Genomic DNA, 14,802 nt, shown 5'->3' with positions numbered 1-14,802 from the left:
TACTTTCCGTATGGGAACGAATAGGTGCGGCCGGCCGGCGTTCTACGCTTTGCCTGCGCCGCCGGTACGGTTTCCGGCGGCATTAGAGGACAAGCAGAAGGCCACGACCACCAGGATGGAAATGGAACCCAAAGCAGGGAGCAGGCCGATGACTTCAGCCAGCAGTCCCAAAAGCGGCGGGCCACCGAGGAAGGCGCCGTAGCCGATGGTGGACACTACCGAGACGCGGGTCGCGGCATGAACAGGATCATCCGATGCCGCGCTCATGGCCAGCGGGAAGGTCAGGGCCACTCCCATGCCCCAGATGGCCAAGGCCACGAAGGCCAGCGGCAGGTTGTTGCCAAAGGCGAAGAGCAGTACCCCGACCAGGGCGCTGATGGCGCTGGCCCGGATCATGACGACGCGGCCCAGGCGCAAGATCAGATCGCCGGACAGCAGCCGGGTCAGGGTCATGGCGGTAACGAAGACGCCGTAGCCGATGGCTCCCACGCCTTCCTTCGTGTGGTATCCATCCACCAGTGCCATGGCCACCCAGTCGCCGGCTGCGCCTTCAGCCAGGGCCATGCCCAGAACCAGAACGCCCAAGAGGACGGTCTGCGGTTCGGTCCATGCCTTCTTCAGCGAGGTCCCGCTGCTGGTGCGCGGGGTCCGGCTGTAGTCTTCTCCGTAGAATCGGGCACTGTAGAGCACGGTGAAGACGATAACCAGGCCCATGAAGCCGTAGTGGTACTGCAACGGGATCTGCAGTCGGGCACCTAGCGCACCAGCGCCGGCACCGATCACGGTGCCGATGGAGAAGAAACCGTGCAGGGCGGGCATGATGCTCTTGCCCAAGGCGCGTTCCATGGCCGCGCCTTGGACATTGGAGGCGACATTCCATGATGCGGTCCCCAGGCCCTGGGCGAAGAGGAAGATGCCGCAGATCAGGGCGCTGCCAAAGATTCCGGCGCCCACGCCTACAAGAATGAGTGAACAGCCGGCTATTGTCGCGGCGATGCGCATGACGCGGGTGGCCCCAAGGCGCAGAACCAGTTGTCCTGAGACCGAGACGGACAGGAAGGATCCTGCACTCATGCACAGCAGCAGCAGTCCAACGCTGGCGTGGTCCAGCTGCAGGGCATCACGCACTGCGGGCAAGCGCGAAACCAGGGCCGAGATCAGCAGGCCGCTGGCCAGGTAGGCGGCCATCAGCGCGTTGCGCCACTGGGTTACAGGCCTCTGCGCTTCACCGGGAAGTTGCATGCCTAGAGCTGCACCACGGCCTGGCACTTGAGCAGTACCTTGCTGTCATGGGCCGAGACTGCCAAATCGATGCGGGCGGTGCGGGCTTCGGAGTCCAAGGCGCCGACCTTGCCCTCCACCGAAATGGTGGTACCTTCGTGATTCGCCGGGTTGGTTCCTTTGGGATCTTCGACGACTACCGGCTTGGTGAAGCGGGTCTGGTAGTCGATGATGGCTCCCGGGTTGCCGACCCACTGGGAGACCAGGTCGATGACCGATCCCATGGTGAACATGCCGTGGGCGATCACCGATGGCAGTTCCACTTCCTTGGCGAAGCGCTCATTCCAGTGAATCGGGTTGAAGTCGCCCGAGGCACCTGCATAGCGGACGAGGTCCGCGCGGTTGACCTGCACCGTGTGCGAGCCAATGACCTGGCCCTTTTCGAGGCTTTCGAATTCAATCATGCTTAGTCCTCAGCTCGTACCAGTAGCGATGAAACGGTGGTTGCGATCTTCTCGCCGGCCACGGTGGTTATTTCCGCGCGGGTGGTGATCATGGCACCGGCACCCATTTCACGGACCTGGTCCACGTAGAGCTCGGCAAGCAGTTCATCGCCGGCAACGATCGGACGGTGATGGGTGAAGCGCTGGTCGGCGTGCACCACGCGGGAGAAGTCGATGCCGCTGGCAGGGTCGGCAATCAGCTGCGCGTCAGCGCGCTGGGCGATGATGATCGCGAAGGTCGGAGGGGCAACGACATCGCTATAGCCCAGCTCGCGAGCGGCCTGCACATCGTAGTGCGCCTGGTTGGCGGCCTTGGTGGCCTTGGCGAATTCGCGGATCTTTTCGCGGCCTACCTGGTAGGACTCGCCGGCAGGGTAGATGCGCCCTACCAGGTCGGGGTTGATGCCCATGGATTCTCCTGAACGTTGTTGGAAGTGGCCAGGCGAGGCTGCCGCCGGATACGGGACCCGGGCGCAGCCAAGCGGTCACACGGTGGAATTCTTGCGGAGCCCTAGTCCTGCCCGTCCGCCGGGCGCTTCTTGGCTCGAGGGGCCGCCAGGCCATTGGCAATGCGCCACTGGCGCGCATCCCTGGCGCGGACAACCAGTCCGGCGATGTGGCAGAGCATGCCGATGACCATGATGCCGATTGCTGTGTAGACCGTTGGCAGCGATGGAATGTTGGCGCCGATGATGGCCAAGATGATGCCTGCGCCCATGATGCCCATGGCAGCGAAGACGAGCTTCTTATAGCGTGATGAGGCCGATTCCCAAGGAGTGTTGGTCATGGTTCAAGTCTAGTTCAGCTCCGGCTGTGTCCGCTCATTGAGGCCGGGGCATTTCCCCGTGACTCCCCCGACAACGCTGGGCCTGATTCAGAACAGGGCGGATTGCTCTTCCCTGAAATCTGCGCAGTTCTCCACGATGGCGACCTCGCGGGTCTTCAACTCGGCGGCATCCAGCAGGCGCACGGTGGTGCCTTCGCCGCTGTCTGCGAGGATGCTTTGCCCCAGCACGCCGCGGATGCGCAGATTCACGGTGTTCCCGCCCAGCGCGGTATTCCAGGCATGCAGCGCATGGGTATCCCAGGCGTCTACTACCGGGCGGGCGAAGGCCGGTTGTTCCCACAGCTCGTCGCGCAGCTGCACGCCGTAGGTTTCCAAGCCCCGCTGGGCGCCAAGGAAGGACCGGGCCCGGCTTGCCGCTTCGGAGTTGATCTGGTCCAGCTGGGCGTAGTCCAGTTCCCAGCTGGCCAGTCCCTTGATCTTGGACTTCTGCCGGACTTGCTGGCTCAGGCCCACGTGTTCAGTGACAAGGTCTTCGAGCACTCGAATAGCGGCTCCATCAGCGGCGCGGGCAATATAGCGGGCAATGACCGCTCCCTGCTGCGCCAAGCGAGTCCATTTGCTCTGGGTTGAGGTGGTACCGACTTTGGTCGCCCCATGGGCGAAGCTTGCGACATACAAGAAGTGCGGCTGCTCCAGGTACTTGCGCATGCCTTCCGGGGCTTCGCCGGTCTTGTGGAAATGATGCATGAACTTCGAATGATCCAGCCGGTGGCAGCGTTCGCACTGGGTTCCGGTACGCAGCGCTTTGTTCTTCGGGCAAGGCAAGGTGTTGCGAGAGCCATCGCTGTTCATCGTGATGTAGCCCAGGCAGAATTTCAGTTCGCCGATGCGCAAGCTTAGGGAACGGTTGGCTTCCAGGTATTCGGTGCTCCATTTTTCCGCTTGCCTAAGCCGGAGCATGGGGGCGCGTTCATGCTCTGAGAAGCTGATGCCGTGGCAGAGCTGCCGGTGGTCGCTGGCGAATTCCATCGATGCCTTCCTCGAAGTTACCTCTTCAACGATAGTTCACCGGACATGGCTAGCTCCTGCAAGGCAGGTTGGCCGGCGCCTGCAGCCCGAAAGTTTGCTGGACGAATTCCCGATTCGTTCTGGCCTAATTCCTAGGAGAAGCCCTTAGGCTGGAACTGCACCGGAACCGTACCGCGGGCCGGGCCATAATCTGCTGAGGTGATCCAGGATTTCTGTCCCATTTGATGACAAGACTCGTGCAGTGGCCATCGCAGCTGCCGAGACCGCCCCTTCGCCGGCCGAGCTGCAGCGATTGACGCAGGCTTTCCGCCATGATTTCCAGCGTTTCATGATGGAGTACCAGTTTGCGGTGGACGAGGTGCTGACCAAGGTCTCGATCTTGCGTGAAGAGTTCTTGTATTTGCACAATTACAATCCAATTGAGCACGTCACTTCCCGGGTGAAAACTCCGGAGAGCATCATGCGCAAGGTCTCCCGCCGGAACATCTCCCCGTCCCTGCCGGCCATTCGCGAGAACATCAGCGACATTGCCGGCGTGCGCATTACCTGCAGTTTCGTCAAGGACATCTACAAGGTTCTGAACACGCTAACCTCGCAGAATGACCTGAAGGTCCTCCAAATCAAGGACTACATCAAGAACCCGAAGCCCAACGGCTATAAAAGTGTCCATGCGATCGTGCAGATCCCGGTCTACTTATCCGATGGCCCGGTCGATGTCGTGGTGGAGCTGCAGATCCGTACCATTGCCCAGGATTTCTGGGCAAGCCTGGAACATAAGATCTTCTACAAGTACGAGGGCGAAGTTCCAGAACATCTAGTGCAAGAGCTTGCCGACGCGGCGGCCATGGCGACGAAACTCGACATGCAGATGCAGCGCTTGCATACCGAAGTCCACGGCCATGATGCCAATCAGGCACCGAGCCAAGAGGCGGATTTCGATACGACAGCGATCCAGGGGCTGCTGTCGCTGGCTCAGCAAGCCAAGGACGGGAACCAGGAGAAGGACTTGGATCACTAGCCGTTCATGCCCTCGAAGGACAATGCTGCTTCGGGGCCGGAAACCAAAAAAGATCCTCGGCCGAGGCCGAGGATCTTTGATTTGGTAGCGGCGCCGGGACTCGATCCCGGGACCTCACGATTATGAGTCGTGCGCTCTAACCAGCTGAGCTACGCCGCCACAAGTGAGAAGCAATCCAGTAGAAGCCAAGAATGCTTCTCACTCAGAGCCCCCTGCCGGAATCGATCCGGCGACCTCGTTCTTACCAAGAACGCGCTCTACCACTGAGCTAAGGGGGCAACGAGTAAATACTCTACACGGATTTCCCGGCAAAGAAAAATCGGCGGATCACCCCGGAAAAGACCAGGAGAATTCTGTAAAACCACTAGTCAATGACTATTTATCCTCTTACTCGCTACCCCGGGGACGAAGGGTGGGACAAAAAGTGCCCTGGTGACGATGCTCACGAGAGTGCTCCTCGCGGTCAATCGCGGATTTGCCATGACGCGCAGGATAGAATCCCGCGGATCATCCCCGGTGGCCAAGCATCGAATTACCCCGCTTGGAACTTCGGAACGCTGACACCTTTTCCCACTCCAGAACCCCTGACCGAGCGGCACTTGGGCAACACCCGATCCACCTAGGCGCCCAGGCACGGCTCCGGTGCCCGGCAGCTGGATCCCGGGCCGTGAACCGGGGTGCTGGAAACCGCCAGGAAGGCAACAGCTCCTTGCCGCCCATTCCGGTCTTGAGTAGGAATATTGTGACCTCAGCAACAAATTCCCGACGGATTTTGCAAACCTCAAAAACCTGTGTAAAGTATTTACCTGTTGCCCCCTTAGCTCAGTGGTAGAGCGCGTTCTTGGTAAGAACGAGGTCGCCGGATCGATTCCGGCAGGGGGCTCGAAATAAGAGAGGCAATCTGGTTCCAGATTGCCTCTCTTTTCGTTTATCCCGCAGATGCCGTGTAGCCACTGCGAGCATGGCCCAAGGCGCACCCCAAGCTGCAGCACCGGCTATCGGCCGCGTCTTGCGCCCCGGATTCCAGGTGCCCCCGGCAAGAGTCTCCGGCCAATGAAAAGCATCCTGGCCCGCCACAGCCGGCCCTTCCCACTTCCTTGATGTCAGGCCCTGACCACTGGGTTTGCGTTTTCTCCTCGCAAGCGTGCTAAGTTGTTCGCGACCACACGGGTGCCCTGGCAAGGGCTGAGATCGGGCTATCGCCGTCCGCGACCGTTGAACCTGTCCGGGTAATGCCGGCGAAGGAAGTGAGTTTCCCCAGTGGAACAAATTGAACAGCACCCTGCCCACACCCTTGCCTACCGTGAATCTGCGGGAATTTCTGTTCCCGTCACGCAGATCCAATTGGCAGACTCCCCCAATGGACAGCCCAACGAGCCGCTGGCGGTATATCGCACCAGCGGACCGGGAAGCGAGCCCACCCAAGGCCTGCAACCCTTCCGCGAGCGGTGGATCCTGGAACGCGGGGACGTGGAAACCTATGCAGGCCGCGAACGCAACCTGCACGACGACGGACGCTCAGCGGTCCGCCGCGGCACGGCCAGCGCGGAATGGGCCGGACGCTCAGCCCCGCCACTGCGGGCCGTTGGCGGAGCCCGCGTGACGCAGATGCACTATGCGCGTGCCGGGATCATCACCCCGGAAATGCGCTATGTGGCCCTGCGCGAGGAATGCGATGTCGAGCTGGTGCGCAGCGAGCTCGCGGCCGGGCGAGCCATCATCCCGGCGAACATCAACCACCCGGAATCCGAGCCGATGATCATCGGCAAGGCGTTCCTGGTCAAGATCAATGCGAATATCGGCAACTCGGCGGTGACCAGCTCCATCGCAGAAGAAGTCTCCAAGCTCCAGTGGGCGGCCAAATGGGGCGCGGACACGGTAATGGACCTGTCCACCGGAGATGACATCCACACCACCCGCGAGTGGATCATCCGCAACTCCCCGGTCCCCATCGGCACCGTGCCGATCTACCAGGCGTTGGAGAAGGTCAACGGCGAAGCCAACGAACTGACCTGGGAGATCTTCCGCGACACCGTCATTGAGCAGTGCGAGCAGGGCGTGGACTACATGACCATCCACGCCGGGGTGCTGCTGCGCTACATCCCGCTGACCGCCAACCGGGTCACCGGCATGGTCTCGCGTGGCGGGTCCATCATGGCCGGCTGGTGCTTGGCGCACCACCAGGAGAATTTCCTCTACACCCACTTCGATCAGCTGTGCGAGATCTTCGCGCAGTACGACGTGGCCTTCTCGCTGGGCGACGGGCTGCGCCCGGGCTCCATCGCAGATGCGAACGACGCCGCCCAGTTCGCCGAGCTGGACACCCTGGCCGAGCTGACCAAGCGCGCCTGGAAGTACGATGTGCAGGTGATGGTCGAAGGCCCGGGGCATATCCCGTTCCATCTGGTGCGCGAGAATGTGGAACGCCAGCAGCAGCTGTGCGACGGGGCGCCGTTCTATACCCTGGGCCCGCTGGTCACCGACATCGCCCCGGGCTACGACCACATCACCAGCGCCATTGGCGCCACGGAGATCGCACGGTACGGGACCGCGATGCTCTGCTACGTCACCCCCAAGGAGCATCTGGGACTGCCCAACCGGGATGATGTGAAGACCGGGGTGATCACCTACAAGATCGCTGCGCACGCCGCCGATCTGGCCAAGGGCCACCCGGGTGCCACAGCGCGGGATGATGCGCTGAGCAAGGCGCGCTTCGAATTCCGCTGGAATGACCAGTTCGCGTTGTCCCTTGACCCGGTCACCGCACAGGAATTCCATGATGAGACCTTGCCGGCCGAGCCGGCCAAGACCGCCCACTTCTGCTCCATGTGCGGGCCGAAGTTCTGCTCCATGCGCATCTCCCAGGATATCCGCGACGAGTACGGCTCGGCCGAGGCGCAAGCCGCATTGGCCGGGATGGCGCAGAAAAGCAAGCAGTTCCTGGAAAGCGGCGGCACGGTCTATCTCGGGGACGGGATCCCGGTGGGAACTCCTGCTCCGTAAATAGCCTGCGGCGCACGAAAAACGCCCTTGGGGCAAGCTTTCGGCTTGCCCCAAGGGCGTTATTCAATGCTGTTCAGCTGCGTGCGACTGGCTTAGTAGTCGCGACGTCCACCGCTGCGGCCCGAGTCGCTGAAGCGATCCTTGCCGCCGCGTCCGCCGCCGCCGAAGCCGCCACGTCCGCCGCCGCGTCCGCCACCGAAACCGCCACGGCCGCCACTGCGTCCGCCGCCGAAGCCACCACCACGGCCGCCACGGAAGCCACCGCGGTCGCCTTCGTCGTCACGGCGCGGGCTGCGGCCATTGTCGAGCTCGAGCTCGATGGCTTCGCCGCCGATGCGGGTCTTGGACAGTGCACGCCACTGGTCCTTGCTCAGCTCTGCTGGCAGCTCGACCAGGGTGTGGTCTGAACGGATCTCGATGCCGCCGATTTCCGAAGAATCGAAGCCGCCCTCGTTGGCCAGTGCGCCAACGATCGAGCCCGGCTGCACGCGGTTGCGTCGGCCTACGGCCAGACGGTACATGGCGTTGCCTTCGGCAGCGGTCTTGCGGGCACGTGGACCGCGATCGCCACGGTCACCGCGTTCGCTACGCTCGCCGCGCTCTGGGCGATCCATGCGTGCCTTCTTCGAAGGGGACATGACTGGTTCGGTCATCAGCAGCGGGCGGCCGCCCTGGGCCATCAGAGCCAGTGCAGCTGCGATTTCCAGCTGGTCCAGGTCTTCGTGCTCGGAAGCGAACTTCTCCACGATTTCGCGGAAGGTGGTCAGGTCCTGGCCGCTGATGGTCTTGTCGATGCGATCGGTGAACTTCTGGATACGACGGTCATTGACCGAATCCAGCGAAGGCAGCTGCATCTGGGTCACCGGCTGGCGGGTAGCCTTCTCGATGGCACGCAGCAAGTACTTCTCGCGCGGGGTCATGAACAGGATCGCGTCGCCCGAGCGGCCAGCACGGCCGGTACGGCCAATGCGGTGCACGTAGGACTCGGTGTCATGCGGGATGTCGAAGTTGATAACGTGCGAAATACGCTCAACGTCCAAGCCACGAGCTGCCACGTCGGTAGCAACCAGGATATCGATCTTGCCCGAGCGCAGGTTTTCCACGGTGCGCTCACGCTGCTGCTGAGGGATGTCGCCGTTGATGGCAGCCGCGGTGAAGCCGCGGGCCTTCAGCTTGTCGGCCAGGTCCTCGGTAGCCATCTTGGTGCGGACGAAGGTGATAACGCCTTCGAACGACTCGGATTCCAGGATGCGGGTCATGGCGTCCAGCTTGTGGGCGCCCATGACCTGCAGGTAGCGCTGGGTGATGTTGGTGCCGGTGGACTGCTTGGACTTCACGGCAACTTCCTGCGGGTTGCGCAGGTATTCCGAAGCGATGCGGCGGATGGTGCGTGGCATGGTTGCCGAGAACAGGGCAACCTGCTTGTCCTCCGGGGTAGCTTCCAAGATCTTGTCGACCTCTTCGGCGAAGCCCATGCGCAGCATTTCGTCGGCCTCATCAAGGACAACGTACTGCAGGTTCGACAGGTCCAAGGAACCCTTGTTGATGTGGTCGATAACGCGACCTGGGGTACCAACGACTACCTGGGCGCCACGGCGCAAGCCGTTGAGCTGCGGGCCGTATGGCGAGCCGCCGTACACTGGCAGAACGGTGAAGTTCGGCAGGTACTTGGCGTAGGAAGTGAAGGCTTCGGCGACCTGGAGGGCCAGCTCGCGGGTTGGAGCCAGAACCAGGATCTGCGGGGTCTTGGCTGGACCATTGGTGTCAGCCAGCTCTGCCATGCGGGACAGGGCAGGAAGCGCGAAAGCAGCGGTCTTGCCGGTACCGGTCTGGGCCAGGCCGACAACGTCGCGGCCTTCGAGAAGCAGTGGAATGGTCGCTGCCTGGATTGGCGATGGCTTTTCGTAGCCAAGGTCGGCAAGCGATGCAAGCACGCGGGCATCCAGGCCAAGTTCGGAGAAGAGCACGGTTGGCTCTTCCGGGGTCTGGTTGTCGTCGGTGTTTACGGGCATGTCAGAAGACACGAAGAATTACCTCATTCGTTAGGGGATAGGCCTTGGCCGTCCCCAAAGAAACGACGTATAGGCTGCACAGTCAGATACAAGTCACGCTCATCAAGCGCTCCCCTATGACATAAAGACCCGCACACACTTTGCGGAAAATACAACACGAGAAGGCTCCGGCCTCAAAAATTGGGCTGGATGCGAGAGGGATACCCTGATGTTCGCGAACACTTAATGCTAGCTTGAACAGGCCACTATTGTCAGTGTCGAGAGCGTGTGAGATCGGGCACCGCACCAAAGCACGTAGGGTTGAGAACGTGAAGAAACCACTTTTTCCGCGACGTCCAGATGAGCCCACCCCAGGCGGATTGTTCATCGCCCAAATGCTATGGCTCCTAGCCGGAGTGCTTTTTCTCGGCTTCGGAGGCTTCCTGGCTTACGAGCATATCCAGGATTCCGCGCTGGATTTCGGAGCCATTGCGCTGATGATCTTTTTCGCCGCTGCCGGCCTTGCCTGCTGTGTGCTGGGTTACCGCTTATTCACCGGGGACCGGGCCGCGCGCGCCCAGCTGTCCTGGTTGGGCCTGATTACCGCGCTGCCGCTGTTGCTGCGATTCGGCCGCTATTCGCTGTTGGCGGCCATCATCATGTTCAGCGTGGCCTTGATGTGGATGCCAGCGAGCAACAGGTATTTCAAGATCGTGGATCCCAAACCGGCCAAGCGCCGCCGGTAGCCGATCCGGAACTTCGTTCAAAGCACCAAGGACCTGGGTTCCGTTGCCCTTTGCGGGCAGCGGAACCCAGGTCCTTTGCGCTTGGTTCTTACAGGTTGGCGAAGGCCTTATCCAGGTCTTCAATCAAATCCGCAGGGTCCTCGATGCCAACGGACAGGCGCAACAGGTTCACCGGAACCGCCAGCTCGGTACCCTTCACTGAAGCGTGGGTCATCTCCGACGGGTAGTTCATCAGCGATTCGATGCCGCCCAGGGATTCTGCCAGGGTGAATAGCTTGGTGCTCTCGGCAATCTTGCGGGCCGCTGATTCTCCGCCCTTGAACTGGACGGACACCATGCCGCCGAAGCCGGACATCTGCTTCTTGGCAATCTCGTGGCCCGGGTGGTCTTCGAAGCCCGGGTAGAGCACGCGCTCGACTTCGCTGCGCTCACGCAGCCACCCGGCAACCTGTGCGGCGTTCTCCGAGTGGGCGCGCATGCGAACGCCCAGGGTCTTCAGGCCGCGGGTGGTCAAGAAGGCGTCCATCGGGCCCGAGACGGCGCCCACAGCGAACTGGATGAAGCCGATCTTTTCTGCCAGCTGCGCATCCTTGACGATCACCGCACCGCCCACCACATCGGAGTGGCCGCCGATGTACTTGGTGGTCGAGTGGACCACGATGTCAGCACCCAGGGTCAGCGGCTGCTGCAGGAATGGGCTGGCGAAGGTGTTGTCCACGACCAGCAATGCGCCGGCAGCATGGGCGATTTCAGCGACCTTGGCGATGTCGGTGATGGTCATCATCGGGTTCGAAGGGGTTTCAACCCACACGAGCTTGGCCTTGTTCTTTTCGATAGCGGCAGCCAGGGCTGCTTCGTCAGCCATGTTCACCGGGGTGTTGCCGATGCCCCAGTCGCCCAGCACACGGTCAATCAGGCGGAAGGTTCCACCGTAGGCGTCGTTGCCCAGCACAATGTGATCGCCCGGACGCAGGATCGCACGGATCAGCGAGTCCTCGGCGGCCAGGCCGGAGCTGAAGGAGAAGGCGTGGGTGCCGAATTCTGCGCCGGCCAGCTGCGCCTGCAGCGCGTCGCGGGTCGGGTTGGTGCCGCGGCCGTACTCGTAGCCGTTGCGCAGGCCGCCAATGCCGTCCTGCGCGTAGGTCGAGGAGAAGTGCAGCGGCGGAACTACCGCGCCGGTGACCGGTTCGAATTCCTGGCCCGCATGGACAAAGCGGGTGTTTGCTCCCTGATGGTTTTCAGTCATCGATATCAATCCTTTGAGGTGTTGTCTCTAGCGGGTGGAGTAGGCCAAGAGATCGGCTGCGGTAGCCGCGGCGATCACTTCGCCGCCCTTGGTCAGCAGTACGGCCGGGTGGCTCTTGAGCAGTTCCTGTGCATGTTCCGGGGTGTCTGCGGTGCCGATGAATGGCTTGGCCAAGTCGCCCAGGTCTGCCAGCGTACTGGTTGGTTCTGCGCCAGCCAGCAGTGCGTCGGTAATGTCCCCCGCGCCAATGACACCGCGGATCTCGCCGATACGCGCTGGCAGCGGCGAAGTGGACACGACCAGTGCGTCATCGCCCTGCTCGCGCAGTGCCTTGGCCGCTTCGGCCAGGGTTGTATCCAAAGCCACCGTGGTGGTGCCCTGCTTGGCAAGTGCCGCGCCGATGAAGTCCAAGGCGGAGTATTCATCGGTGGTGAAGCCCTGGTCCAGCATCCACTGGTCGTTGAAGATCTTGGCCAGGTAGCCGCGGCCGCCATCCGGGGCGATCACGACAACTATGTCGTCTTCGCCCAGGTCCTTGGCTGCACGCAGCGCGGCGACCACTGCCATGCCCGAAGAACCGCCCAGCAGCAGGCCTTCTTCCTTGGCCAACCGGCGGGTCATTTCAAAAGCCTCAGCGTCGGTGACTGGTTCCACGGCATCCGGCACGGATGGGTCGTAGTTCCCTGGCCACATATCTTCACCGACGCCCTCGACGAAGTATGGGCGTCCGGTGCCACCGGAGTAGACCGAGCCATCCGGGTCAGCGGCAATGATCTTGACCGGGCCCGAGGCGCGGCCGGCGGAAACCTGCTTGAGGTAGCGTCCGGTGCCGGTGATGGTGCCGCCGGTTCCTGCGCTGATGACCGCATGGGTCAGCTTGCCGTCGGTGTCGTTCCAGATTTCCGGTCCGGTGGTTTCGAAGTGGCTGTCAGGTGCTGCCGGGTTGGAGAACTGGTCGGGCTTGTAGGCGCCGTCGATCTCGGTAACCAGGCGGTCCGATACGCCGTAGTAGGACTGAGGGGAATCCGGGGCCACCGCGGTTGGTGTGACTACTACCTTGGCACCGTAGGCGCGCAGTACGTCGCGCTTTTCCTCGCCGACCTTATCCGGGGTGACGAAGATGGTGTTGTAGCCCTTGAGCTGGCCCACCATGGCCAAGCCGACACCGGTGTTGCCGCTGGTTGGTTCCACGATGGTTCCGCCGGGCTTGAGCTGGCCGGATTCTTCGGCGCGCTCGACCATCTTCAATGCGATGCGGTCCTTGATGGAACCACCCGGATTCAAGTATTCAAGCTTCACCAATACAGTGGCTTTGATCCCCTCGGTGACTCGATTGAGCTTCACCAAAGGGGTATTGCCGATCAGATCTAGGACTGTGGACGCATACTTCATGTCAAGAACTTTACCGGCGGTTGTCATACATGTCGTTCCGGCACGTAGCGAAACGTCACGCAGTGGACGGGCACTTTTCATCAGTGCTAGGCAAGCCTGCCGCAAGCTACTGCAGGCACGAGGCTATAGGATGCGATTCATGGAGAAGCCGTTGAGCGCCGATTACGATCCGCACCGCCCCGTGTCCTTGCTCAAGACTTTGGGAATCCTGCGCCGGGGACTGGGAGATCCGACCATCCGCCTGTCCCAGAGCGAAGCATGGCTGGCCTTTGGAACACCGTTCGGAGATGCCACGCTGCAAATCAGCAAGCCCGCGCCCACCGCCCCGGCAACGTTTCGAGCATGGGGTCCCGGAGCCCACTGGGCCATCGGCTCAGCTCCGAACCTTCTAGGGGCGCTCGATGACTGGAGCGATTTCGACGCGAGGATCAAAGAAGGAAAGTTCCCGGAAATTATCGCGCGCACCCGCTCGTTGCATCCGGACTTCGTTCTGCCCAGTACCGGCAGGATCTTTGAGCACGCCGCCGGGGCGATCTTGGAACAGCGGGTGACCGGGATTGAAGCGAATTATGCCTGGCGCTGGCTGATCCGCCACCTGGGACAGCGGGCTCCGGGTCCGGCTCCCGAGGGCATGATGATTTTCCCCGGACCGCAAAAGCTAGCCTCGATGAGGCGCTGGGACTGGCAAAAGGCGCGCGTTGAAGGACAGCGGGCTAACACCATGGCACGCCTGCTGCAGGTTGCCGGCAGTTTGCAGTGGTGGGCAGAGAAGCCAATGGACCATGCACGGCCCACCGCCAAGGCTCCGGGCACCTTGGAAGCCGCCTTGGGTTCGGTGCCGGGCATTGGTCCCTGGACAATTGCCGAAACCCTGCAGCGCTCCCACGGATCCAGTGACCATATTTCGGTGGGAGATTTCCATCTGGCTGATTTCGTGGGCCAGGTGCTTACCGGTTGCCGAATCAGCGATGGGCAGATGCTGGAGCTATTGGCGCCATACGCCCCGCACCGTCAACGCGTAGTGCGCTTGCTGGTGCTTTCGGGGCAGAAAAAACAAAGCTTCGGGCCCCGTTACGCACCGCTGGATCACCGGCGGAGGTAAGGAGCCCGAAGCCTCTAATGGTTCTTAGGAATCAGCCTGCGCGGCTTCCTCGGCGATCTGCTTGTGCACTTCGCTCATGTCAATGCCCTTGACCGCGGTGACGAGATCTTCGAGCTGGGTCTGGTTCAACGCACCAGCCTGCGAGAACACGAGGACCTGTTCGCGGAACGCCATGATGGTAGGAATCGAGGTCACGTTAGCTGCACGTGCCAGGCCCTGCTCAGCTTCGGTATCCACCTTGGCAAAAACGACGTCGCTGAACTTGTCCGAGGTCTGGTCGTAAACCGGTGCAAACTGCTTGCACGGCCCGCACCAGTCAGCCCAGAAGTCCACGAGGACGATGTCGTTGTCTTCAATCAACTTCGCGAAGTCGTCTTCGCTCACATTTTTCGTTGCCATGGTTATACGGTAGCCGATCCTTATTTGAAATACGTAGAAAGGTGATCTTGTTCGGAACCGGGAATAGGAAAGATCCGGGTTGCCGTGCATTCCTTCCGCATGCAAAAAACTCCCGGATCCTGGGATCCGGGAGTTATTTTGTGGCAGATACTGGATTCGAACCAGTGAAGGCGTTGCCAGCTGATTTACAGTCAGCCCCCTTTGGCCACTCGGGTAATCTGCCGAGTACGTTCGCTTCAAGAACATTTGCTCTTGTCGGAACGAGAAATAACTCTACAGGAGTTTTTCGATGTTGTGAAATCGAGAGGGGCATTTTTGCTGTAAGCCTGATCACACCCCAAATCCAGGGGGTAAAACCGGTAGGC

13 protein-coding genes, 4 tRNA genes and 1 riboswitch are annotated in these 14,802 nt (G+C 61.4%); of the genes, 5 read left to right on the top strand and 12 right to left on the bottom strand.

Going from position 1 to position 14,802, the window contains the following annotated elements; all coding sequences use genetic code 11:
- Window positions 1–42 precede the first annotated feature (42 nt).
- The 5 genes from M2368_RS00485 to M2368_RS00465 all read right to left on the bottom strand — a co-directional run bounded on the left by M2368_RS00485 (window position 43) and on the right by M2368_RS00465 (window position 3,540).
- Window positions 43–1,242, bottom strand: a complete 1,200-nt coding sequence (locus M2368_RS00485) for an MFS transporter (protein WP_105656886.1) — start codon at window positions 1,240–1,242, stop codon at window positions 43–45.
- Window positions 1,243–1,244: 2 nt separating this feature from the next.
- The gene (locus M2368_RS00480; protein WP_332498258.1) at window positions 1,245–1,685 is read right to left on the bottom strand and encodes a MaoC family dehydratase; all 441 of its coding nucleotides are present in this window, start codon (window positions 1,683–1,685) and stop codon (window positions 1,245–1,247) included.
- A 2-nt stretch (window positions 1,686–1,687) separates the two neighbouring features.
- Window positions 1,688–2,134, bottom strand: coding sequence for a MaoC family dehydratase N-terminal domain-containing protein (locus M2368_RS00475; protein ID WP_105656888.1), 447 nt, complete (start codon window positions 2,132–2,134; stop codon window positions 1,688–1,690).
- 101 nt (window positions 2,135–2,235) lie between these two features.
- Entirely contained in the window at window positions 2,236–2,511 is a 276-nt protein-coding gene (locus M2368_RS00470; protein WP_332487064.1) for a hypothetical protein, read from the bottom strand.
- Between the two features lie 87 nt (window positions 2,512–2,598).
- Window positions 2,599–3,540, bottom strand: a complete 942-nt coding sequence (locus M2368_RS00465) for a DUF2797 domain-containing protein (RefSeq protein WP_105656890.1) — start codon at window positions 3,538–3,540, stop codon at window positions 2,599–2,601.
- A gap of 241 nt (window positions 3,541–3,781) precedes the next feature.
- Here M2368_RS00465 and M2368_RS00460 point away from each other — a divergent pair, with 241 nt between their 5' ends.
- Complete coding sequence (locus tag M2368_RS00460; RefSeq protein WP_286134123.1) at window positions 3,782–4,558, top strand: GTP pyrophosphokinase; 777 nt, start codon at window positions 3,782–3,784, stop codon at window positions 4,556–4,558.
- A gap of 82 nt (window positions 4,559–4,640) precedes the next feature.
- On the opposite strand, the gene M2368_RS00455 is transcribed toward M2368_RS00460, so the two are convergent.
- Window positions 4,641–4,717 (bottom strand) — tRNA-Met (locus tag M2368_RS00455).
- Window positions 4,718–4,764: 47 nt separating this feature from the next.
- A tRNA-Thr gene (locus M2368_RS00450) sits at window positions 4,765–4,836 on the bottom strand.
- A 533-nt stretch (window positions 4,837–5,369) separates the two neighbouring features.
- Here M2368_RS00450 and M2368_RS00445 point away from each other — a divergent pair.
- A tRNA-Thr gene (locus M2368_RS00445) sits at window positions 5,370–5,441 on the top strand.
- 273 nt (window positions 5,442–5,714) lie between these two features.
- Window positions 5,715–5,822, top strand: a riboswitch (TPP riboswitch).
- Complete coding sequence (gene thiC, locus M2368_RS00440; RefSeq protein ID WP_105656891.1) at window positions 5,819–7,561, top strand: phosphomethylpyrimidine synthase ThiC; 1,743 nt, start codon at window positions 5,819–5,821, stop codon at window positions 7,559–7,561. (Overlaps the previous riboswitch by 4 nt.)
- 92 nt (window positions 7,562–7,653) lie before the next feature.
- Here thiC and M2368_RS00435 read toward each other — a convergent pair whose 3' ends face one another.
- Window positions 7,654–9,573: a DEAD/DEAH box helicase gene (locus M2368_RS00435; protein WP_105662540.1), complete on the bottom strand. Its 1,920-nt coding sequence runs from the start codon at window positions 9,571–9,573 to the stop codon at window positions 7,654–7,656.
- A gap of 308 nt (window positions 9,574–9,881) precedes the next feature.
- On the opposite strand from M2368_RS00435, the gene M2368_RS00430 reads away from it, so the two are divergent.
- Entirely contained in the window at window positions 9,882–10,298 is a 417-nt protein-coding gene (locus M2368_RS00430) for a hypothetical protein (RefSeq protein ID WP_133833604.1), read from the top strand.
- Between the two features lie 88 nt (window positions 10,299–10,386).
- Here M2368_RS00430 and M2368_RS00425 read toward each other — a convergent pair whose 3' ends face one another.
- Entirely contained in the window at window positions 10,387–11,544 is a 1,158-nt protein-coding gene (locus M2368_RS00425) for a cystathionine gamma-synthase (protein ID WP_400342037.1), read from the bottom strand.
- A 27-nt stretch (window positions 11,545–11,571) separates the two neighbouring features.
- On the bottom strand, window positions 11,572–12,936 hold the full coding sequence (locus M2368_RS00420) for a pyridoxal-phosphate dependent enzyme (protein ID WP_105657076.1): 1,365 nt from the start codon (window positions 12,934–12,936) through the stop codon (window positions 11,572–11,574).
- 139 nt (window positions 12,937–13,075) lie between these two features.
- Between M2368_RS00420 and M2368_RS00415 the strand changes: the two genes are divergently transcribed.
- Window positions 13,076–14,038 (top strand): DNA-3-methyladenine glycosylase family protein, encoded by a 963-nt coding sequence (locus tag M2368_RS00415; RefSeq protein ID WP_498723903.1) that lies wholly within the window; start codon window positions 13,076–13,078, stop codon window positions 14,036–14,038.
- A 24-nt stretch (window positions 14,039–14,062) separates the two neighbouring features.
- On the opposite strand, the gene trxA is transcribed toward M2368_RS00415, so the two are convergent.
- Together trxA and M2368_RS00405 are read right to left on the bottom strand one after the other, a co-directional pair.
- Window positions 14,063–14,437: a thioredoxin gene (gene trxA, locus M2368_RS00410; protein ID WP_105656896.1), complete on the bottom strand. Its 375-nt coding sequence runs from the start codon at window positions 14,435–14,437 to the stop codon at window positions 14,063–14,065.
- Between the two features lie 141 nt (window positions 14,438–14,578).
- Window positions 14,579–14,660: transfer RNA gene (locus tag M2368_RS00405), tRNA-Tyr, on the bottom strand.
- Window positions 14,661–14,802: the final 142 nt, after the last annotated feature.

The sequence above is a fragment of the Arthrobacter sp. JUb119 genome (assembly GCF_024807995.1).
In the GTDB taxonomy this organism is placed as follows: domain Bacteria; phylum Actinomycetota; class Actinomycetes; order Actinomycetales; family Micrococcaceae; genus Glutamicibacter.
Note: the sequence above shows the minus strand (reverse complement) of the source record. Positions and strands in the feature narration are given on the sequence as shown.